This is a genomic window from Micrococcus flavus (assembly GCF_014204815.1).
GTDB classification, from domain to species: Bacteria; Actinomycetota; Actinomycetes; order Actinomycetales; family Micrococcaceae; genus Micrococcus; species Micrococcus flavus.
This window is the reverse complement of sequence record NZ_JACHMC010000001.1, coordinates 831,848-852,337: the sequence shown is the minus strand read 5'-3', so window position 1 is coordinate 852,337 and position 20,490 is coordinate 831,848. Positions and strand designations below refer to the sequence as shown.

The window sequence follows — 20,490 nt, the reverse complement described above, 5'->3', positions numbered from 1 at the left end:
CGACGGTCGACGGGGCGGTGGGAGGGGTGGTTCAGCTGACGTGCGAGGCGTAGCCCTCGGCGTCCATCAGGGAGTCGAGCTCGGACTCGTCCGAGAGGGTGACCTCGAACAGCCAGCCGCCCTCGTAGGGGGCGGTGTTGACCAGGCCGGGCTCGCCGTCGAGGTCGTCGTTGACGGCGGCCACGGTGCCGGAGACCGGGGAGATGACGTCCGAGACGGACTTCGTCGACTCCACCTCGCCGACGGCGGCGCCGGCCGAGACCTCCGAGCCGACCTCGGGGAGGTCGACGTAGACCACGTCGCCCAGGGCGTCCTGGGCGAAGTCGGTGATGCCGACGCGGACGACACCGTCGGCATCGGCGCTCTGGAGCCACTCGTGGTCGGCGGAGTACTTCAGGCCCTCAGGGATACTGCTCATGGGTGGGTCCCCTTCTCGGTCGTCGGACGGATGGTGCTGGAGTGCAGGGTACCGAGCAGGGCGCGTGCGGCGCCAGCGGCCGCGCCCGGCCGTCGCCCCGTCACAGCACGCCGCGCATGCCGCGGCGCACCGGGCGGGAGATCAGCAGCATGACGAGGCCGACGCCCACGGTGACGGCGCCGAGGGTGCCGAAGTAGGCCACCTCGTCCTCCTGGGAGTACGAGCCGGCGAGCGAGCCCGCCGCCGCGGAGCCCAGGGCCACGGAGAGGTTGTACAGGGCCACCGTCATGACGGGGAAGGCCGCGGGGGCGAGCTTGGTGGACAGGGACAGCCCGACCGGGGAGACCATGAGCTCGCCGAGGGTGGCCACGAGCAGGATCAGCGTGAGCCACAGCAGCGGCACCCGCAGGACGTCCGCCACCGGGATGAACAGCAGGAACGCCAGGCCGATCAGGACGATGCCGAGGCCGAACTTCACCGGGGTGGACGGCTGGCGCCGGCCCAGACGCGTCCACAGCACGGCGAACAGCGGGGCGAGCAGGATGATGAACACCGGGTTGATGGAGTTGACCCACTCCATGGGGACGGTCCACCCGGCGACGTCGCGGTCCAGGCGGGTCTCGGAGTAGATCGCGATCACCGTGAACTGCTGCTGGAACAGGGCGAAGAACACGGCCGAGCCCACGAACAGCGGGATGAAGGCGCGCACGCGCGAACGCTCCTCTGCGGAGACCTTGGGGGAGGTCAGCAGCAGGGCGAAGATCGCCAGGGCGGCCACGGCGGAGAGCACCACGACGGCGTCCGCCAGGTTGCCGACGTGCACCAGGCCGGTGAGGAACAGGACCACGGCGACGGCGACGACGACGGCCGCCCCCAGGGCGACGCGGCCGAGCTGGCCCGGACGCAGCGGGTCGGGCACACGGTGCACGGAGGCTGGCAGCCGATGACGGGTCAGGGCGTACTGGGTGAGGCCCACGGCCATGCCGACGGCGGCGATGCCGAAGCCCACGTGGAAGCCCCACGCCTGTCGGGCGGCGCCGGTCAGCAGGGGGCCGATCAGGGCGCCGATGTTCACGCCCATGTAGAAGATCGAGAAGCCGGCGTCCCGGCGGGGGTCGTCGTGCGCGTAGAGCGCGCCCACGAGGTTGGACACGTTGGCCTTGAGGCCGCCCGAGCCGACCGCCACCAGCACCAGGCCCAGGACGAGGCCGGGCACGTCGGGCACCAGGGCGAGCGCGATGTGGCCGGCCATGATGAGCAGGCCGGAGAGGAACATCGTCTTCTCGGAGCCGAGGATCCGGTCGGCCACCCAGCCGCCCAGGATGCAGAACACGTAGACCATGCCGCCGTACGCCCCGACGATGCCGGTCGCCACCGACTGGTCGATGCCCAGGCCGCCGCGGGTCGTCTCCCAGTACATGTAGAAGACGAGCATGACCTGCATGCCGTAGAAGGAGAACCGCTCCCACATCTCCACGGAGAAGAGGTTGGCGAGCGGGCCGGGCTGGCCCAGGAACCGCCGGCCGGTGTCGACCGTCGCGGTGCCGTCTGGGGTGGAGGGGGCTGCGTGGGACGCCGACGTGGCGCCGCTGTCTGTCTGTCGGATCACCGGTCCACTGTGCTCCCCCGCACGTCCGAAGTCGCGTCTGACATGCGATGACGTCGGTCACATCGACGTCCTGGGGCTTGGACGCACGCGGAGCCGGACCCCCGCGGGGACCGGCCCTGCGTTCCATGGTCGGGCGGAAGGAACACCCGCCCGGGGCCAGCAGCCCCGAACGCGATGAACCCGCAGGAAAGCCACGAGCCGGGCCGTCGTCTGAGGACGACGGCCCGGCTCGTGGCCATGGTCGGGCTAGCGGGATTTGAACCCACGACCTCTTGACCCCCAGTCAAGCGCGCTACCAACCTGCGCCATAGCCCGTGGCGATCGGCGGCGGACCGCCTCACAGCACCCGACGACCATACCCCATGTGGGACCCGGTGGCGAATCGGGCGGCGCCCCACCATCGCTCCCCGCCGGGGCCGACGTCCGCCGGGGCGAAGAACAAGGGGCCCGCGCCCTCTTCACTGGCGCGAACCCCTCATCCCGTGTCCGGGGTGACCCGACCGAGAGTGCCCCGGCTTCCACACTGTCCGGACGGGCCGGGAGCGGGAGGTCGGCAGGGTGTGAGGACCGTCGCCCCGAGATGGGGCGAGACACTCCCCTGCATACCGCCTGAGAGTACCATGGAAGCGACCACCGATGAACCCTCCCAGGGCCCGCGCGGATCGCCGTCGCCGTCCCCCGGGCGCCCGACAGGGGGAGAGGAACGACCATGCAGGCCACCACCCCGACGTCCCGTCGCTCCGCGCTCGCCCTCGGCGGCCTGATCGCCCTCACCGGCGGCGCCGGCCTGGTGGCCCTCCGCGCCGCGACGAGCGCGGGCGACGCCGGGGCCGAGGATCCCCGGTCCGCCGACGCCGCCCCCACACCGTCCACCCCTCTGCAGACCGACCCTCTGGCCGGGCTCGACGTCGACCGTGCCCTCGACGTCGTCCGGCGCCTCACCCGGGAGGTCGGCCAGCGGGCCGCCGGGACGCCGGGCGAGGCCGCGGCGGCCGACCTCATCGCGCGGCTCCTGCGGGACCTGGGCTACGAGGTCGAGGAGTCCCCGTTCACCGTGGGGCACCGCAGCCACGCCCTGCTCTCCGGTCCCTCGCTCACGCGGGACGGGTTCTGCTGGGGGGCGGAGACCGCGCCGCGCGGACGCCACGACGTCACCGTCACCGGACGTCTCGTCGCCGTGGCCGGCGGCTCGGCCGCCGACCTGCCCGCGGACCTGGCCGGCGCCGTCCTGCTGGCGGAGGTCGAGGGGGTGGACGTCACGGCGCTGGCGACCGCCGCCGTGGAGCGCGGCGCGGCCGCGCTGCTCTGCGCGTCGGCGGAGCACGACCGCGCACGGAACCAGGCCTTCCCGCCCGAGCTGGACGACTGGACGCCCCTGCCCGTCGTCGGCGTCGGCCGGACGCAGCTGACGCGTCTGCGCGCGGACGCCCTCGACACGGAGGTGACCGTCCAGACCTGGGCGATCCCGGAGGCCGTGAGCCGCAACGTGCTGGCCACGCGGCGCGGCACCGGCGGCGACGACCGCGGGTGCGTGATCGTCGGCGCGCACTACGACACGGTGATCGGCACCGTCGGGGCCAACGACAACGCGGCGGGGGTGGCCCTCGTCCTCGAGCTGGCCGCGGCGCTCCGGGACGTGCCCACCGAGGCGGACCTCCTCTTCGTCCTGTGGGGAGCCGAGGAGATCGGGCTGAAGGGCTCGGACGCCCACCGCCGTGCGCTCACCCCCGATCAGCGCCAGCGGATCCGCGGCGTGCTGAACAACGACATGGTGGCCACGACGATGGCCTCCGCCGACCGCTACTGGATGCTTGCGGCCGACGGCGAGGAGAACGCGGTGCACCGCGCGGTGCGCGCCGCCGCCGCGGAGCTGGGCCGGGAGAGCGCGGTGAGCGAGGTCGAGACGTACGCCCAGTCCGACCACCACCAGTACGACGCGATGGGCGTCCCCGCCGGCAACTTCGGCTGGCGCGCCACCGGCGGGCCCATGCAGTCCGAGCCGCAGTTCCACGCCGCCGACGACCTCCCGGAGCAGAACGTGGACCGGGACCGGCTGCGGTCCGCGATGGAGATCCAGGCGCTCGCCGCGGTCGCGCTCGCCCGTTCCTGACCCGCCGGCACTCCGGCGCCGCCCGGGGACCGCTCAGAACGTGAACGAGCGGTCGCCCACGCGGAACTCCACCTCTCCCTGGCCGGGGACGCTGTCCCGGACGGCGTCCGCGGCGTCCCGCAGGGCCCGCTCGAGCTCCGCGGGGTCCTGCGGCAGGGCGTCCTGCGCGTACTCGACCAGCATCCGACCGTCCTCGGCCGCCTGCTCCACGGACTGCGCATCCGGCAGCTGAGGCAGGGAGTCGACGGCGTCACGGGCGGCGCCCTCGGCCCCGGCGCGGAGTCCGTCCACGGAGCTCCGGACGTCCTGCGCCGCACTGGCGACGGCGGCGCCGGCCTGGCTCTGGATCGCCTCCACGTCCGGGATGCGGTCCACCTCGTCCTCCAGGGTGTCGATCCGGGCCTCGGCGCTCGAGAGGCGCTCCTCCGCGCTGCTGAGGGAGTCCCGCAGCTCGCGCGCCTCCTCGTCCGACCCGCAGCCCGCGAGCATCAGGGCGGCGGCGGCGAGGACGGTCAGGGAGGCGGCGGTGCGGGGGCGGTGCGGAGTCGTCATGCCCCCAGGGTAGGCGCCGCACCTGGACGGCGCCCGGGCGCCGTCCGGGCTCCCGCCGGGTCCCGCCCTCAGCGCCGGCGGGCCCGCTTCTCCCGGATGCGCATGCCGATCTCGATCGGGGTGCCCTCGAAGCCGAAGGTCTCGCGCAGGCGGCGCACGATGAACCTGCGGTAGCCCGGGTCCAGGAAGCCCGTGGTGAACAGCACGAACGTCGGCGGGCGGGTGGAGGCCTGCGTCGCGAACAGGATGCGCGGCTGCTTGCCGCCGCGCAGCGGGTGCGGGTGCGCCGCCACGAGCTCGCCCAGGAACGCGTTGAGCTTGCCCGTGGGGATGCGCCGGTCCCAGGACTCGAGGGCCGTGTCCAGCGCGGGGACGAGGCGGTCCTTGTGCCAGCCGGTGAGGGCGGAGATGTTCACGCGCGGCGCCCACGCCACGTGCGCGAGGTCCCGGTCGATCTCCTTCTCCAGCTGGTGGCGGCGCTCCTCGTCCACCTGGTCCCACTTGTTGTAGGCCAGCACCAGGGCGCGACCGGACTCCAGGGCGAGCTGGATGATGCGCACGTCCTGCTCGGAGATCACGTGCGGCGCCTCCAGCAGCACGACGGCCACCTCGGCGCGGTCCATGGCCGCGGCGGTGCGCAGGGACGCGTAGTAGTCCGCGCCGTGCGCCATGTGCTGACGGCGCCGGATGCCGGCGGTGTCCACGAAGCGCCACAGCCGCCCGCCCAGCTCCACGAGCTCGTCCACGGGGTCGCGCGTGGTGCCGGCCAGGTCGTCCACCACCACGCGGTCGGACCCGGCCAGCGTGTTCAGCAGCGAGGACTTGCCGACGTTGGGCCGGCCGACCAGGGCCACACGGCGCGGCCCGCCGCGCGGGACGAGCCCGCCGAAGGCGGACTCCTCGGGCAGCTCCGCCAGCACGGCGTCCAGCAGATCGGCCACGCCGCGCCCGTGCACGCCGGAGACCGGGTACGGGTGGCCGAAGCCCAGGGACCACAGGGCGGCGGCGTCGGCCTCCTGGACCGCGTCGTCGACCTTGTTGGCGGCCACGATCACGGGGCGGTCCTTGCGGCGCAGCATGGACACCACGGCCTCGTCCGTCGCCGTCATGCCCACGGTGGCATCCACCACGAACAGCACGACGTCGGCCACGTCCACGGCCAGCTCGGCCTGGTCGGCCACCCGGCGGTGGATGCCCTTGGCGTCGTGCTCCCAGCCGCCGGTGTCCACCACGGTGAACGTCCGGCCGTTCCACTCCGCCTCGTAGGAGACGCGGTCGCGGGTCACGCCCGGCACGTCCTCCACCACGGCCTCACGGCGGCCGATGATGCGGTTCACCAGCGTGGACTTGCCCACGTTGGGCCGGCCCACCACGGCGAGCACGGGCGGGGCGGGGGCGTCGGCCCCGGGGCCGTCCTCGTCCTCCCAGTCGTCCAGGAGGGCGGCGTCGTCCTCCTCGAGGTCGTAGTCGCCGAGGCCGGCGCGCAGCGAGGCCGCCCGGGCCTCCGCCTCCTCGTCGGTCATGGCGGCCAGGCGCTCGGCGACCTGGTCCTCCCCCGCGGGGGTGTAGTCCTCGTCCTCGGGGCGGTGCGTCGTCTCGCTCATCGGCCCTGTCCCTTCACGGCCGGGATCCCGGCCTGGTCCTCGACGGCGGCCAGGACGGCCGCCACGGTCTGCTCGAAGTCGAGCTCGGTGGAGTCCACGAGCGCCACGCCCTCGGCGGGGCGGTCGAATGTGGACACGGTGGAGTCCCGCGCGTCGCGGCCCGCCACCTGGCGGTGCAGGGTGCCGGCGTCGCGCTCCCCCGCGCCGGCCCGGCGCAGCTGGCCCGAGCGTCGCGCCAGGCGCGCCTCCTCGGAGGCGGTGAGCAGGACGCGCGCGTGGGCGTCCGGGGCCACGACGGTGGTGATGTCCCGGCCCTCGGCCACCATGCGGCCGGCCGCGGCGATCGCCTCGCGCTGCCGCCGCTGGAGCTCCTCGCGCACGGGGATGACGACGGCGACCGTGGACACGGTCTCGGTGACCCGGTCCTCGCGGATCGCCGCCGTGACGTCGACGCCGCCGACGGCGACGCGCTCGACGTCCGGGTCCGTGGACTGGTCCAGGTCCATGGCGCGGGCCGCCGCCGCGATCGCGTCGGCGTCGGCGAGGTCCACGCCCTCCTGGAGCACATGCCAGGCCACGGCACGGTACATGGCGCCCGTGTCCAGGTATGCGGCGCGCAGGCGGCGCGCCACGGCCTTGGACACGGACGACTTCCCGGACCCGGAGGGCCCGTCCACGGCCACCACGAGGGCGGCCGGCTGCTCGGTGTTCTCGGTCATCGCTCAGACCACCTTCCATCCGGCGTCGGTCAGGGCCGACACGAGTTCGTCTCTGCGTCCCGGCAGCACCGAGACGTCCACCATGCCCACGCGGTACCCGGAGGCGTGGTCCAGGCGCATGTCCTCCACGTTCACGCCCGCGCGGCCGATCTCCTCGAAGAGCGCGGCGAGCTGCCCCGGGGTGTCGTCCACGATGACCGTGACGAGCGCGAAGGCCTGCGGCGGGGCGCCGTGCTTGCCCGGGATGCGGGCCCGTCCGGCGTTGCCCTCGGCCATGAGCCGCGCCACGTCCAGGCGCGCCCCCGGGGCGGTCGGCGCCTCGAGCGTGGCGATCAGCCGCTCGACGTCCGCCCGCAGCCCGTGGAGGGCGGGCACGATGTGCTCCGCGTTGCCCGCCAGGATCTGCACCCACAGCTGCGGGTCGGAGCCCGCGATGCGGGTGGTGTCCCGCAGGCCGTTGCCGGCCAGGGCCAGGGAGGCGTCCGGGGTGCCCTGCAGGCGCGCCGCCACGAGGGAGGCGACGATCTGCGGCAGGTGGGAGATCAGGGCCACGGACGCGTCGTGGGCGGCCACGTCCATGCGGTGCACCGTGGCCTGCAGGGCGCGGGCCACGGCCTCTCCGGCGGCGACGGCCTCGGGCCGGGTGTCCGGGCTCGGGCACAGCACCCACGGGCTCGCCGTGAACAGCGTCCCGCGCGCCGCGACCGGCCCGGAGCGCTCCGAGCCGGCCATCGGGTGCGTGGGCAGATAGCGGGAGACGTCGTCGTCCGAGACCACGCCCCGAGCGGCGGCGTCCCGCACCTGCTCCAGAATCCGCCCCTTGATCGAGGCGATGTCCAGGACTAGCGCGGCGGGCCACCGGCGCAGGGAGTCCACCACCACGTCCGCGGTGACGTCCGGCGGCGCCGCGACCACCACGAGACCCGGGGCCGGCGACGCGTCCTCCGGGTCCACGGCCCGGCCGGCCCCGATGTCCTCGGCCACGGCCTGCGCCGAGGGCGAGGGGTCCGCGAGCAGCACCTCCGCGCCCGCCGCGCGCAGGCCGAGGCCGATCGAGGTCCCGAGCAGGCCCGTGCCGCGCACGAGCACCGGCTGCGGCACCCCCGCGGGTCCGGCGCCCGCCCCGGCCCCGCTCACAGGCCGACCAGGGCCTTGAGGTGGCCCAGCTCCTGCGCGCTGAGCGCGCGCACGGTGCCCTGCTTCTGGTCGCCCAGGAGGATGGGGCCGACCTTCACGCGCACGAGGCGCTCCACGGGGTGCCCGATCTCGCGGAACATGCGGCGCACGATCCGGTTGCGGCCCGAGTGCAGGACGACCTCCACGAGCACGTGGCCCGGCGTGGAGTCCACGAGCTTGAAGGAGTCGACCTTCGCCACGCCGTCCTCCAGCTCCACGCCTTCGCGGAGCATGTTGGACACGCCCTTGGCGAGCGGCCCGCGCGTCTGCACCAGGTAGGTCTTGGGGACCTCCCAGCTGGGGTGGGTGAGGCGGTTGGCGAGCTCGCCGTCGTTGGTGAGGATCAGCAGGCCCTCGGTCTCGTTGTCCAGGCGGCCCACGTGGAAGAGGTTCTCCTGGCCTGGCTTGAGGTACGTGGCGATCGAGGGGCGGCCCTCGGGGTCGATCATCGTGGAGATGACGCCGCGGGGCTTGTTGAACACGAAGTACTGCTTGGTGACGTCCGTCTGCACGGAGATGCCGTCCACGTGGATACGCGCGGTGGCGGGGTCCACGCGCACGCCGGGCTCGGTGACGACGACGCCGTCCACCTCCACGCGGCCCTCGGCGATCAGGTCCTCGCACACGCGGCGCGAGGCGACGCCGGCGGCGGCCAGCACCTTCTGGAGGCGCTCGCCGTCGGCCACGTGGATCTCGTCGAGGTGCTTGGCCTTGGCGCGGGCCTCGCCGGCACCGCGGCCACGGCGGCCCCGCGGGGCGGCGTCGGCGGCGGCCTCGTCGAAGGCCGGCTCCTCGCGATCGCGGCGGGGCCGACGGCGCGGGCCGAGGTTGCGCTGGAAGTCTCGCTCCGCGAACGGTCCCCCGCGGCGTCCTGCGGCGGGGGTGCGTCCGGAGCCTCGCGGCTTGCGGCTGTCCATGGTGACGGGGTCCTTCCGGTCTCGCCCCGACGGGCGCGCGCGGGCGCGGGCCGGACGGGGCGGTGTGCTGGGATCGGGGCGGCGGCCTGGTGGCGCCGCGTCCGGGCGGCGGTCGGCGCGCCCATCCGCCCATTCTCGCAGATCCCGGCCCGGGATGCTCAGGCGGGTCCGGTCACGGGGCGCCGCCGCGGCTGATCAGCTCGCGGGCGAGCTGGCGGTAGGCCTTCGCGCCGTCGTGGTTCTCCGCGAAGATCGTGATGGGCGTGGCCGCCACCGTGGCGTCGGCGAACTTGATGGAGCGCTTGATCACGGTCTCGAAGACGCGGTCGCCGAACCCGTCCACCAGCGATCCCACCACCTCCTTGGAGTGGAGGGTGCGCTGGTCGAACATGGTGGCCAGGACGCCGTCGATCTCCAGGTCCGGGTTCAGGCGGTCCTGGACCTTCTCGATGGTCTCCACGAGCAGCGCCACCGCGCGCAGGGCGAAGAACTCCGCGGTGAGCGGGATGATCACGCCGTCGGAGGCGGTCAGCGCATTGACGGTCAACAGGCCCAGGGAGGGCTGGCAGTCGATGAGCACGACGTCGTAGTCGTCCTTGACCTGGCGCAGCGCCCGCTCGAGGACCTGCTCGCGGGCCACCTCGTTGACCAGCTGCACCTCCGCGGCGGAGAGGTCGATGTTGGCCGGGAGCAGGTCCATGTACTCGAACTCGGTGGACACGATCGCGTCCCGCGCGGTGACCTTGCGCTCCATGAGCACGTTGTAGACCGTGGTGTCCAGCTCGTACGGGTCCGCGCCCAGGCCGGCGGACAGCGCGCCCTGGGGGTCGAAGTCCACCATGAGCACACGGCGGCCGTAGCCCGCGAGCGCGGCGCCCAGGTTGATGGTGGAGGTCGTCTTCCCGACGCCGCCCTTCTGGTTGACCATCGAGATGATCCGGGCCGGACCGTGCGAGGACAGCGGCGGGGGCTCGGGGAAGTCGTGCTTGGGGCGGCCCGTGGGGCCGAGCACGGGCTCGCCGTGGATCGTCATCACGGGGATCGGGTCCTGGGGGGTCACGGCGGCGCCGGCTCCTTCCACGCTGGTTCTCCCACGCCCGGTCCGGCGGGCACCGCCCCCGGGGCCGGGGGCGCCGCCGGGGGCGCGCTGCTCGGGCCCCACCCTAGTACCTGGGCGCCATCCGACGGCGGAGGGGTGCCGCACGACGCCGGCCGGGGCCGGGACGGAAGGGCGTTCCGTCCCGGCCCCGGCCGGGGTGCGACGCGCAGTCGCGGTGCGGTCCGGGGTCAGCGCCCCACGGGACGGCTGTCCTCGGTGCGGCCGTCGGCGGCCATGCTGACGTTCAGGCTCGAGCCGGGGTGGCCCTCGAACGCCTGCTCGGCCGCGGTCGGGGAGGCGTGGGAGTCGAACTCCTCCCCGCCGTGGCCGACCACCATGGCCTCGTCGAACTTCAGGCGGCCGGAGAGGACCTCGCGGGCGCGGGCGCCGTCGAGCTCGCCGACCCACTTGCCGATCAGGAGGGTGGCCACCGCGTTGCCGGTGAAGTTGGTCAGGGCGCGGGCCTCGGACATGAACTTGTCGATGCCCACGATCACGCCCATGCCGCCCAGCAGCTCGGGGCGGTGCGCCTGCAGGCCCGCGGCCAGGGTGGCCAGGCCGGCGCCGGTGACGCCGGCGGCGCCCTTGGAGGCGATGATCATGAACAGCAGCAGGCCGACCTGCTCGCCGAGGTTCATCTCCATGCCCATGGCGTTGGAGACGAACAGCGCGGCCATGGTCAGGTAGATGGCGGTGCCGTCCAGGTTGAAGGAGTAGCCGGTGGGGACGGTCACGCCCACCACGGACTTGTCCACGCCGGCGTGCTCCATCTTGGCGATCAGGCGGGGCAGGGCGGACTCGGAGGAGCTGGTGGCGAAGATCAGCAGGTACTCGCGGCCCAGGTACTTCATGAGGGAGAAGACGCTCAGGCCGGTGACCACCTTGAGCAGGGTGCCGAGCACCAGCACGATGAACAGGATGCAGGTGGCGTAGAAGGCGCCCATCAGCAGCAGCATGGCGCCGATCGCGGACCAGCCGGTGGAGCCCACCACGGCGGCGATCGCGCCGAACGCGCCCAGCGGGGCGATCCACATGATCATCATGAGGATGCGGAAGACGACGCCCTGGACGAGCGTGAGGCCGCGCAGCAGCGGAGCGCCGGCCGGACCCATCTGCTGCAGGGCGAAGCCCACCAGCAGGGCGACGAACAGGGTCGGGAGCACGGGCATGGAGCCCGGGATGATGTCCAGCAGGAACTGGACGGTCGAGTTCAGCTCGGCCTTGGGCTTGTTCGGGTCGTACGGGGTGAGCTTGAGGCCGTCGCCCGGGTGCACGAGGTTGCCCACCACGAGGCCGATCGCCAGGGCGAACGTGGACATGGCGAGGAAGTACAGCAGGGCCATGCCGCCGACCTTGCCGACCGTGGCGGCCTTGGCGATCGAGCCGATGCCCAGCACGATCGTGCAGAAGATGACGGGGCCGATCATCATCTTGATCAGGGAGACGAAGCCGTCGCCGAGCGGCTTCAGGGACTTGCCGAACTCGGGGAACAGCAGGCCGACGGCCGCGCCGAGGATCACCGAGGCGATGACCATGATGTACAGCCAGTGGGTGCGGTCCTTCGTGTGCCGCACGGGCGGGGTCGCGGTGTCCGCGGGGACGGGGTGCGCCATCGCACGCTCCTTCTCATGGGTACGGGGGCACGCCACCACGGACGGCAGCGATGCGCCCACTCTCCCGCCGTCCGTAGCGCACGTCACCCTTGCGTTCATCGTGGTCACGGACACGGATCCGGGGCACGATCGAGGGGCCTCTCCCCCACCACCCCTCACCCCCTCTCCGGACCGGAAGGAGCCCCGCCGATGCGCCACCCGTGGTCGATCGCCCGCCGCACCGCCGCCACGCTCCTGCTGCTCCTCTCCGCGATCGCCCTCCTGTCCGGCTGGGCCGCCTACCTCCAGGCACGGCAGACCGCCCTCGACGTCGAGAAGCGGCACGTGCTGGGGGTTGCCTCCCCCGTGGCGCAGGAGGACCAGGTGCAGCGGGCGGCCGTCTCGCCCGCCGCGGCGCGAGATCTGCAGCGGCGCATCCCCGAGATCATGGGCCAGGCGCGGGTGTCCTGGATGACCGTGATGGACCCCACCGGGATGCGGGTCGCCAGCTGGCATCCGGAGCAGGTCGGCGTCCCCTATCCCCTGCCCGTCGACCGGGCGGTGGCCGGGGGATCGTGGACCGAGGTCTCGACGACGGGCGCCGCCGGTCGGTCCGTCCGTGCCGTGGTGCCCGTGCGCGACCCCGCCACCGGCACCGTGGCCGGGGTGCTCACCATGGGCGTGCAGGTCTCCGAGCTGGACATCGTCGCCGCCGCCCAGCTGCCGCGCCTGGCGCTGACCTTCGCGCTGACCGCCGCGGTCGGCGCCGTCGTCGCCTACGCCGTGGGCCGCTACCTGCACCGCGTCACCCTGGGCCGCGGCCCCGAGGACCTCGCCGAGGCCTTCCTCCTCTCCGAGGCCGCCATGGACTCGATGGGCGCGGGCGTGCTGGTCCTCTCCCCCGACGGACGGGTGCGACAGCACGACGCCGCCGCCGACCGGCTCCTCGGGATGCCCCCACGGGGGGAGGCGGGCTCCTCGACGGAGGCCGTCCACCTGCCCGCCGCCCTCGCGGACGCCCTGGACCGGCATCCCCGGGGCGAGTTCACGGTGGAGCTGGACGGCCGGCTCGCGGTGGTCCAGCAGCGCCGGATCGAGCGGCGCGCCCCCCGGCGCGGCGGGGCGCTCGCGGTGGCGGCCCGGGAGGGCGTGGCCCCCGCGCCGGTCGGCACCCGGGTGGTCGTGCTCCACGACCGCACCGACCTGCAGCGCCTGAGCGACGACCTGGCCCTCTCGCACACCCTGACCGCGGCGCTGCGCGCCCAGACCCACGAGCACGCCAACCAGCTGCACACGGCCCTGGCCCTCGTCGACGCCGGCCGCCTCGAGGCCGCCCGGGGCGTCCTGACCCGGCACCGCCGCCCGGACGAGGACGCGGTCGACGTCGTCACCGCCCTCCTCGAGGCCAAGCAGGCCCAGGCTGCCGAGCGGGGCGTGGCCCTCGACCATGCGGTCCGCCTCGACGCCCCCTCGCCCCTGCCCGCGCCTACCGCGTCCTGATCGTGGAGGACGAGGACGTCACCGCCGCCCTCTACGCCGACCACGTCTCCCGCCTGCCCGGATTCTCCCCGGCCGGCCGCGCCGCGTCCGTGGACGAGGCCCGTCGCCTCGTGGCCGCGGCCCTGCGGCGGGACGGGCGCTTCCCCTTCGACGTCGTGCTCCTGGACATGAACCTGCCCGACGGCCACGGCCTGGACCTGCTGGGGCAGCTGCGGGCGGCCGGGTTCGAGGGCGGCGTGCTCGCCCTGACCGCGGCGACCGAGCTGCCGGTGGTGCGCCGCGCGCTCGCGCTCGGGGTGGTGCAGTACCTCGTCAAGCCGTTCGGCTTCGACGAGCTCGCCGCGCGACTCACCGGGTTCCGCTCCGCCGACGCGCTCCTGGCGGGGGACGGCCGCCTGGGCGGACAGGACCAGATCGACGACGTGTTCCGCGTGGGCCGGCACCGCGGGGCGGAGGAGCTGCCCAAGGGCCTCACGGACGGCACCCTGCGCACCGTGGTGGACGCCGTGCGCGCCGCCGACGCCGGGCTCAGTGCGAGCGAGGTCGGCGAGCGGCTCGGGATGTCCCGGGTCACCGCGCGCCGGTACCTCGAGCACCTCGTGGCCATCGGCCGCGTGGACCGCCGGGCGCGCCACGGCGGCCGAGGCCGGCCGGAGCAGGAGTACGTGTGGAGGGCGGGGGCCGCTCGCCGCTGACGGGCGGCCCCCGCACCCCCGACGCGCGTCAGCGGCCGGGCCGCAGCAGCGGCTGCAGCTGCTCCAGGACCGAGGCGTCCTCGATGGTGGAGGGCACCGTGTAGTCCTCGCCGTCGGCCATCTGGCGCATGGTCTTGCGCAGGATCTTGCCGGAGCGGGTCTTGGGCAACGCGTCCACCACGGTGACGTCGCGGAAGTCCGCCACCGGTCCCACCTCGCGGCGGACCGCCTGGCGCAGCGCGTCGAGCAGCTCCGTCTCCGCGTCCGAGCCGGGCTCGGGCACCTCGACGCCCGACGTGAGCACCACGTACCCGGAGGGGCGCTGGCCCTTGAGCTGGTCCGCGACGCCGATGACGGCGCACTCGGCCACGGCCGGGTGGGCGGCCAGGGCCGCCTCGAGCACGCCGGTGGAGAGCCGGTGGCCCGAGACGTTGATGACGTCGTCGGTGCGGCCGAGGACGAACACGTACCCGTCCTCGTCCACCACGCCCGAGTCCCCCGTGGCGTAGTGGCCCGGGAAGGCCGAGAGGTAGGAGTCCACGTACCGCTGGTCGGCGCCCCACAGGGTGGGCAGGGTGCCGGGGGGCAGGGGCAGGCGGACGGCGATGTTGCCCTCGGTGCCCGCCGGCACCTCCTCGCCGAGCCCGTCCAGGACCACGAGGTCGAAGCCCGGGCTGGGCACCGAGGCGGAGCCGATCTTGACCGGCAGCTCCTGCAGGCCCACCGGGTTGGCGGCGATCGCCCAGCCCGTCTCGGTCTGCCACCAGTGGTCGATCACGGGCATCTCCAGCAGCCCCTCGATCCACCGCTGGGTCTCGGGGTCCAGCCGCTCGCCGGCGGCGAAGAAGTGCTTCAGGGAGGAGAGGTCGTGGGCCCTGAGCAGCTCGCCCTCGGGGTCGGCCTTGCGGATCGCGCGCAGCGCGGTGGGGGCGGTGAAGAAGGAGCGCACCCCGTGGTCCTCCACGAGGCGCCAGAAGGCGCCGGCGTCCGGGGTCCCGACCGGCTTGCCCTCGTACATCACGGTGGTGGCGCCGGCCAGGAGCGGGCCGTAGACGATGTAGGAGTGGCCCACCACCCAGCCCACGTCCGAGGCGGTGCACATGGCCTGGCCGGGGCCGACGTCGTAGATGTTCTCCATGGTCCAGCGCAGGGCCACGGCGTGCCCGCCGTTGTCCCGGACCACGCCCTTGGGCTTGCCGGTGGTCCCCGAGGTGTAGAGCACGTACAGCGGGTCGGTGGCGGCGACGTCCACGCACGCGGCCGGCTCGGCGTCGGCGACGGCGGCGTCCCAGTCCTCCCACGCGGCGCCGCCGCGAGCGGACACGTCCGCGAGCGCGGTCTCGAAGCCCTCGCGCGCATGCACCAGCACGGTGCGCACCGGGTGGGAGGCGGTCTCGAGGGCCTCGGCCACGGCGGGCAGGTACTCGACGCGGCGCTTGGGCTCGATGCCGCCGGTGCAGGTCAGCACGACGTCGGGGGTCGCGTCGTCGATCCGCGCGGCCAGCTCGCGGGGGGCGAAGCCGCCGAAGACCACGGAGTGCACGGCGCCCAGGCGGGCGCAGGCGAGCATCGCGATCGGGGCCTGCGGGATCATCGGCAGGTAGACCAGCACCCGGTCCCCCTTGCCCACGCCGCGGGCGGCCAGCGCGCCGGCGAGGGCGGCCACCTCGTCCCGCAGCTGCGCGTAGGTGAAGCGGGTGACCTCGCCGGTCATGGCGGAGTCGTGCACGAGGGCGGGCGCGTCCCCGCGTCCGGCCTCGACGTGGCGGTCGAGGCAGTTGTGCGCGGTGTTGAGCACGCCGTCGGGGAACCAGCGGTAGAGGGGGGCGTCCGTGTCGTCCAGCGCGCGGGTCGGTGCGACGGTCCAGTCGATCGCCCGGGCGGCGTCGAGCCAGAAGCCCTCGCGGTCCGTCAGGGAGCGGGCGTGGGCGTCGGAGTAGGGGCCGGAGGAGGTGGGGGCGTCATGAGTGGCCATGGGGTGAACCTAGTGTCCTGCATCACAGAAGGCAAGAGATGTGTATACATGACGTCCGACCTGTCGCGGACGTGACGCAAAATCCTTTCCCTTTCCCCGTGACATGTATACAGTAAGGGCATGCGAGCCAGTGAACGCGCCTACGAGGTGCTGCGCGGGGAGATCCTCGAGTGGGACCTGCCCCCGGGAGCCGTGCTCGGCGAGGTCGAGCTCGCCGAACGCCTCGGCATCTCGCGCACGCCCGTGCGCGAGGCCCTGTCCCGCCTCGTCTCGGACGGCCTCGCCGAGCAGGCGCCCGGGCGGGGGGTCGTGGTCTCGGACCTGTCGCTCGAGCAGGCCGAGCACCTCTTCGACCTGCGCATCGCACTCGAGTCGCTGCTGGCCCGCCGCGCCGCCCAGCGCGCCACCGCCGAGCAGGCGGCCGTCATGGCCGATCTGGCGGGCCGGTTCACCGTGGCGGTCGGTCACCTCGAGGCGGGCGGCGACCCCCGCGACTACTACCGCCTCACCACGGCGCTCGACGCCGGTCTGGACGAGGCCGCCGAGAACCCCTACCTGGTCTCCACGCTGCGCACGCTGCGACTGCACCTGGCCCGCCTGCGCCGGCTCGCCGCGCACGACCCGGGGCGCCTGGCCGTCTCCGCGGCTGAGCACGCCGACATCGCCGCCGCCGTGGCCTCGGGCGCGGCCGACCTGGCCGACGCCACCACGCGGGTGCACCTGCACCACGCCTTCAGCCACCTCACCCGGCACGGCCGGGCCGAGGACCCCACCGCCCTGCTCACCACCACCGAAGGAGACCGCCCGTGAAGAACCACGACGTCCGCGTCCACCCCTCCGCCGACAACCTGGCCCGCGAGGACCAGCTCGCCTGGAAGATCGCCGAGGTCGCCGTCGACCCGGTGGAGGTCCTCCCCGAGGTCGAGGAGATGATCGTCAACCGCATCATCGACAACGCCTCCGTGGCCGTGGCCTCCCTGAAGCGCGGGCCGATCGTGGCCGCCCGCGCCCAGGCGCTGTCCCACCCGGTGTCCACCGGCGGCGCCGGCGCCACCGTCTTCGGCGTGGACCACAAGGTCTCCCCCGAGTGGGCCGCGTGGGCCAACGGCGTGGCCGTGCGCGAGCTCGACTACCACGACACGTTCCTGGCTGAGGAGTACTCCCACCCGGGTGACAACATCCCGCCGATCCTCGCCGTCGCCCAGCACACCGGCCGCTCCGGCCGCAACCTCATCCGCGGCATCGCCACCGGCTACGAGATCCAGGTGGACCTCGTGAAGTCGATCTGCCTGCACAAGCACAAGATCGACCACGTCGCCCACATCGGCCCGTCCGCCTCGGCCGGCATCGGCACCCTCCTGGGCCTCGATGCCGAGACCGTGTTCCAGGCCGTCGGCCAGGGCCTGCACACCACCACCGCCACCCGCCAGTCCCGCAAGGGCGAGATCTCCACGTGGAAGGCCCACGCCCCGGCCTTCGCCGGCAAGATGGCCGTGGAGGCCGCGGACCGCGCGATGCGCGGCCAGACCTCCCCCGTGCCGATCTACGAGGGCGAGGACGGCGTGATCGCCTGGATGCTGGACGGCAAGGACGCCCACTACGTGGTGCCGCTGCCGGAGCAGGGCGAGGCCAAGCGCGGCATCCTGGACACCTACACCAAGGAGCACTCCGCGGAGTACCAGGCGCAGGCCTGGATCGACCTGGCCCGCAAGCTGCACTCGGAGCACCCCGAGGCCACCGACCCGGAGAACGTGGAGAAGGTCCTCATCAAGACCTCGCACCACACGCACTACGTGATCGGCTCGGGCGCCAACGACCCGCAGAAGTACGACCCCACCGCCTCGCGCGAGACCCTCGACCACTCGATCCCCTACATCTTCACCGTGGCCCTCCAGGACGGCGCGTGGCACCACGTGGACTCGTACGCCCCCGAGCGCGCGGGCCGCGAGGACACGGTCGCCCTGTGGCACAAGGTGACCACCGTGGAGGACCCGGAGTGGACCCGCCGCTACCACTCGAACGACCTCACCGAGAAGGCGTTCGGCGGCGCGGTGGAGATCACCCTGACGGACGGCACCGTGATCACGGACGAGATCGCGGTGGCCGACGCCCACCCCCTGGGGGCCCGGCCGTTCTCCCGCGAGCAGTACATCCAGAAGTTCCGCACCCTCGCCGGGGGCATCGTCACCGCCGAGGAGCAGGACCGCTTCCTGGACGCCGTGCAGCGCCTCGCGGAGCTCGGCCCGGGCGAGCTGGACCAGCTCAACGTCCAGGCCGACCCTGCCTTCCTCTCCGAGGCCGACCTCGCCGCCGCACCGAAGGGCCTGTTCTGATGCTGTACGCCAAGAAGACCGCCGCGCAGAAGCGCATCGACCTGCGGGAGACCCTGAAGAAGGGCGGGGCGCAGCAGTTCCCCGGCGCCTTCACCCCGCTCTCGGCCAAGCTGATCGAGGAGAAGGGCTTCCCCGGGGTCTACATCTCGGGGGCCGTCCTGGCCAACGAGCTGGGCCTGCCCGACGTCGGCCTGACCACCCTCACCGAGGTGGCCGTCCGCGGCGGGCAGATCGCCCGCCTGACGGAGCTGCCCTGCATCATCGACGCCGACACCGGCTTCGGCGAGCCGATGAACGTGGCCCGCACGGTGCAGGAGCTCGAGGACGCCGGCCTGGCAGGCTGCCACATCGAGGACCAGTTCAACCCCAAGCGGTGCGGCCACCTCGACGGCAAGAACATGGTGGACCTGGACACCGCGGTCAAGCGCATCGCCGCCGCCGTGGACGCCCGCCGGGACCCGAACTTCCTGATCATGGCGCGCACCGACCTGCGCGCCGTGGAGGGCCTCGACGCCGCGATCGCCCGCATGAAGGCGCTCGTGGAGGCCGGGGCGGACGCGATCTTCCCCGAGGCCCTCAAGGACATCGGCGAGTTCGAGACCGTGTGCCGGGAGCTGGCGCCGCTCGGCGTGCCCGTGCTCGCGAACATGACCGAGTTCGGCAAGTCCGAGCTGTTCACCCGGGACCAGCTGGCCGACGCCGGCGTGTCCATGGTGATCTACCCGGTCACCCTGCTGCGCGCCTCCCTCGGCGCGTCCGAGCGCGTGCTCGACGCCATCAAGGAGGAGGGCACCCAGCAGTCCCAGGTGGAGCAGATGCTCACCCGTGCCCGCCTCTATGAGCTCGTGGACTACGAGGCGTACAACGCGTTCGACACCGGCATCTTCAACTTCGACGTGCCGACCCTGGACATCGACTCCAACAACGCCAACCTCTGACCCCGTCACCGCGGCCCGCCCCGCCCGGGGCGGGCCGCCTCCCCCTTGAGGAGGGACATCATGACCGACACCGAGATCAAGAAGGGCCTGGCCGGCGTCGTGGTGGACACCACCGCGATCTCCAAGGTCAACCCCGAGACCAACTCCCTGCTGTACCGCGGCTACCCCGTGCAGGACCTCGCGGCGAGCCTGCCGTTCGAAGCCGTCGCCCTGCTGCTGTGGACCGGCGAGCTGCCGACCGACGCGGAGCTGGCGGAGTTCCAGCAGTTCGAGCGCGCCCACCGTGCGCTCGACCCGAAGGTCAAGCAGGCCATCGACCTGCTGCCGACCGACTGCCACCCCATGGACGTGGGCCGCACCGCGGTGTCCGTGCTGGGCGCCAACCACCCGAAGGCGGAGGACTCCTCCCCCGAGGCCGAGCTGGAGAAGGCGAAGGCCCTGTTCGCGGCGTTCCCGGCCGTCGTCGCCTACGACCAGCGTCGCCGGCGCGGCCAGGACGTCGTCGAGCCGAACGCGGACCTGGACTACTCGGCCAACTTCCTCTGGATGACCTTCGGCGAGGAGCAGCCGGAGGAGGTCGTCGACGCGTTCCGCGTGTCGATGGTCCTCTACGCCGAGCACTCCTTCAACGCCTCCACCTTCACGGCGCGCGTGATCACCTCCACCCTCTCGGACCTGCACTCGGCCGTGACCGGCGCGATCGGCGCCCTCAAGGGCCCGCTGCACGGCGGCGCGAACGAGGCCGTGATGCACACCTTCGACGAGATCGGCATCCGCAAGGAGGAGTCCCGCGAGGACGCCGCCGCCCGCTCGAAGGCCTGGATGGAGGACGCCCTGGCCCAGAAGAAGAAGGTCATGGGCTTCGGCCACCGCGTGTACAAGAACGGCGACTCCCGCGTGCCCACCATGAAGGCCGCGCTGGACCGCATGATCGAGCACTATGGCCGCCACGAGTTGCTGGGCCTGTACGACGGCCTCGAGCAGGCCATGGACGAGGCCAAGCAGATCAAGCCGAACCTCGACTACCCGGCCGGCCCGACGTACCACCTCATGGGCTTCGACACCGAGATGTTCACGCCCATCTTCATCGCGTCCCGCATCACCGGCTGGACCGCGCACATCATGGAGCAGCGCGCCGCCAACGCCCTGATCCGCCCGCTCTCGGCCTACGACGGCCCGGACCAGCGCGAGCTGCCGGCGGGCTGAGCCGCCAGGCCCCGCGATTCGGGGGCGATTCCCGTCGGCGTGGCAGG

At 73.4% G+C, this 20,490-nt stretch carries 17 protein-coding genes and 1 tRNA gene; 7 read left to right on the top strand and 11 right to left on the bottom strand.

Annotated features, from left to right (window positions below):
• Positions 1 to 31: 31 nt before the first annotated feature.
• The 3 genes from gcvH to BJ976_RS04030 all read right to left on the bottom strand — a co-directional run bounded on the left by gcvH (position 32) and on the right by BJ976_RS04030 (position 2,342).
• A complete protein-coding gene (gene gcvH, locus BJ976_RS04040; RefSeq protein WP_135030364.1) occupies positions 32 to 418 on the bottom strand; it encodes a glycine cleavage system protein GcvH in 387 nt (128 codons plus the stop codon).
• Between the two features lie 100 nt (positions 419 to 518).
• Positions 519 to 2,027: a peptide MFS transporter gene (locus BJ976_RS04035; RefSeq protein ID WP_209281009.1), complete on the bottom strand. Its 1,509-nt coding sequence runs from the start codon at positions 2,025 to 2,027 to the stop codon at positions 519 to 521.
• Positions 2,028 to 2,265: 238 nt separating this feature from the next.
• A tRNA-Pro gene (locus BJ976_RS04030) sits at positions 2,266 to 2,342 on the bottom strand.
• A 394-nt stretch (positions 2,343 to 2,736) separates the two neighbouring features.
• On the opposite strand from BJ976_RS04030, the gene BJ976_RS04025 reads away from it, so the two are divergent.
• Positions 2,737 to 4,137: a M28 family peptidase gene (locus BJ976_RS04025; protein ID WP_135030363.1), complete on the top strand. Its 1,401-nt coding sequence runs from the start codon at positions 2,737 to 2,739 to the stop codon at positions 4,135 to 4,137.
• A gap of 33 nt (positions 4,138 to 4,170) precedes the next feature.
• Here BJ976_RS04025 and BJ976_RS04020 read toward each other — a convergent pair whose 3' ends face one another.
• The 7 genes from BJ976_RS04020 to BJ976_RS03990 form a co-directional block, all read right to left on the bottom strand.
• Positions 4,171 to 4,689, bottom strand: a complete 519-nt coding sequence (locus BJ976_RS04020; RefSeq protein ID WP_135030362.1) for a hypothetical protein — start codon at positions 4,687 to 4,689, stop codon at positions 4,171 to 4,173.
• 68 nt (positions 4,690 to 4,757) lie between these two features.
• Positions 4,758 to 6,293, bottom strand: a complete 1,536-nt coding sequence (der, locus tag BJ976_RS04015; protein WP_135030361.1) for a ribosome biogenesis GTPase Der — start codon at positions 6,291 to 6,293, stop codon at positions 4,758 to 4,760.
• Positions 6,290 to 7,012, bottom strand: a complete 723-nt coding sequence (gene cmk, locus BJ976_RS04010; RefSeq protein ID WP_135030360.1) for a (d)CMP kinase — start codon at positions 7,010 to 7,012, stop codon at positions 6,290 to 6,292. Before cmk ends, der begins: the two co-directional genes overlap by 4 nt.
• Positions 7,013 to 7,015: 3 nt before the next feature.
• Positions 7,016 to 8,113, bottom strand: coding sequence for a prephenate dehydrogenase (locus BJ976_RS04005; RefSeq protein ID WP_135030359.1), 1,098 nt, complete (start codon positions 8,111 to 8,113; stop codon positions 7,016 to 7,018).
• Between the two features lie 32 nt (positions 8,114 to 8,145).
• Positions 8,146 to 9,105 (bottom strand): pseudouridine synthase, encoded by a 960-nt coding sequence (locus BJ976_RS04000; protein WP_135030358.1) that lies wholly within the window; start codon positions 9,103 to 9,105, stop codon positions 8,146 to 8,148.
• A gap of 172 nt (positions 9,106 to 9,277) precedes the next feature.
• On the bottom strand, positions 9,278 to 10,138 hold the full coding sequence (locus BJ976_RS03995) for a ParA family protein (RefSeq protein ID WP_135030386.1): 861 nt from the start codon (positions 10,136 to 10,138) through the stop codon (positions 9,278 to 9,280).
• A gap of 254 nt (positions 10,139 to 10,392) precedes the next feature.
• Positions 10,393 to 11,817, bottom strand: coding sequence for a cation:dicarboxylate symporter family transporter (locus BJ976_RS03990; RefSeq protein WP_135030357.1), 1,425 nt, complete (start codon positions 11,815 to 11,817; stop codon positions 10,393 to 10,395).
• 189 nt (positions 11,818 to 12,006) lie between these two features.
• On the opposite strand from BJ976_RS03990, the gene BJ976_RS03985 reads away from it, so the two are divergent.
• Positions 12,007 to 13,296: a sensor histidine kinase gene (locus tag BJ976_RS03985; protein ID WP_135030356.1), complete on the top strand. Its 1,290-nt coding sequence runs from the start codon at positions 12,007 to 12,009 to the stop codon at positions 13,294 to 13,296.
• 2 nt (positions 13,297 to 13,298) lie between these two features.
• Positions 13,299 to 13,991: a response regulator gene (locus tag BJ976_RS03980; protein WP_229667022.1), complete on the top strand. Its 693-nt coding sequence runs from the start codon at positions 13,299 to 13,301 to the stop codon at positions 13,989 to 13,991.
• 28 nt (positions 13,992 to 14,019) lie between these two features.
• Here the strand turns inward: BJ976_RS03980 and BJ976_RS03975 are convergent, their stop codons facing one another.
• The gene (locus BJ976_RS03975; protein ID WP_135030355.1) at positions 14,020 to 15,966 is read right to left on the bottom strand and encodes an AMP-binding protein; all 1,947 of its coding nucleotides are present in this window, start codon (positions 15,964 to 15,966) and stop codon (positions 14,020 to 14,022) included.
• A gap of 120 nt (positions 15,967 to 16,086) precedes the next feature.
• Between BJ976_RS03975 and BJ976_RS03970 the strand changes: the two genes are divergently transcribed.
• The 4 genes from BJ976_RS03970 to BJ976_RS03955 are packed head-to-tail and all read left to right on the top strand — an operon-like array spanning position 16,087 to position 20,443.
• A complete protein-coding gene (locus BJ976_RS03970; protein WP_135030354.1) occupies positions 16,087 to 16,776 on the top strand; it encodes a GntR family transcriptional regulator in 690 nt (229 codons plus the stop codon).
• Complete coding sequence (locus BJ976_RS03965) at positions 16,773 to 18,299, top strand: MmgE/PrpD family protein (protein ID WP_135030353.1); 1,527 nt, start codon at positions 16,773 to 16,775, stop codon at positions 18,297 to 18,299. Before BJ976_RS03970 ends, BJ976_RS03965 begins: the two co-directional genes overlap by 4 nt.
• Entirely contained in the window at positions 18,299 to 19,237 is a 939-nt protein-coding gene (prpB, locus tag BJ976_RS03960; protein WP_135030352.1) for a methylisocitrate lyase, read from the top strand. Before BJ976_RS03965 ends, prpB begins: the two co-directional genes overlap by 1 nt.
• A gap of 60 nt (positions 19,238 to 19,297) precedes the next feature.
• Positions 19,298 to 20,443: a bifunctional 2-methylcitrate synthase/citrate synthase gene (locus BJ976_RS03955; RefSeq protein WP_135030351.1), complete on the top strand. Its 1,146-nt coding sequence runs from the start codon at positions 19,298 to 19,300 to the stop codon at positions 20,441 to 20,443.
• Positions 20,444 to 20,490: the final 47 nt, after the last annotated feature.

What these genes read in the sequence shown, in the direction of transcription:
- BJ976_RS03990 (WP_135030357.1), bottom strand. Translation starts at nt 11,817, where the DNA reads ATGGCGCACCCCGTCCCCGCGGACACCGCGACCCCGCCCGTGCGGCAC.
- cmk (WP_135030360.1), bottom strand. Translation starts at nt 7,012, where the DNA reads ATGACCGAGAACACCGAGCAGCCGGCCGCCCTCGTGGTGGCCGTGGAC.
- BJ976_RS03955 (WP_135030351.1), top strand. Translation starts at nt 19,298, where the DNA reads ATGACCGACACCGAGATCAAGAAGGGCCTGGCCGGCGTCGTGGTGGAC.
- BJ976_RS04025 (WP_135030363.1), top strand. Translation starts at nt 2,737, where the DNA reads ATGCAGGCCACCACCCCGACGTCCCGTCGCTCCGCGCTCGCCCTCGGC.
- BJ976_RS03975 (WP_135030355.1), bottom strand. Translation starts at nt 15,966, where the DNA reads ATGGCCACTCATGACGCCCCCACCTCCTCCGGCCCCTACTCCGACGCC.
- BJ976_RS04000 (WP_135030358.1), bottom strand. Translation starts at nt 9,105, where the DNA reads ATGGACAGCCGCAAGCCGCGAGGCTCCGGACGCACCCCCGCCGCAGGA.
- der (WP_135030361.1), bottom strand. Translation starts at nt 6,293, where the DNA reads ATGAGCGAGACGACGCACCGCCCCGAGGACGAGGACTACACCCCCGCG.
- BJ976_RS03985 (WP_135030356.1), top strand. Translation starts at nt 12,007, where the DNA reads ATGCGCCACCCGTGGTCGATCGCCCGCCGCACCGCCGCCACGCTCCTG.
- BJ976_RS03995 (WP_135030386.1), bottom strand. Translation starts at nt 10,138, where the DNA reads ATGACGATCCACGGCGAGCCCGTGCTCGGCCCCACGGGCCGCCCCAAG.
- BJ976_RS03970 (WP_135030354.1), top strand. Translation starts at nt 16,087, where the DNA reads ATGCGAGCCAGTGAACGCGCCTACGAGGTGCTGCGCGGGGAGATCCTC.
- prpB (WP_135030352.1), top strand. Translation starts at nt 18,299, where the DNA reads ATGCTGTACGCCAAGAAGACCGCCGCGCAGAAGCGCATCGACCTGCGG.
- gcvH (WP_135030364.1), bottom strand. Translation starts at nt 418, where the DNA reads ATGAGCAGTATCCCTGAGGGCCTGAAGTACTCCGCCGACCACGAGTGG.
- BJ976_RS04020 (WP_135030362.1), bottom strand. Translation starts at nt 4,689, where the DNA reads ATGACGACTCCGCACCGCCCCCGCACCGCCGCCTCCCTGACCGTCCTC.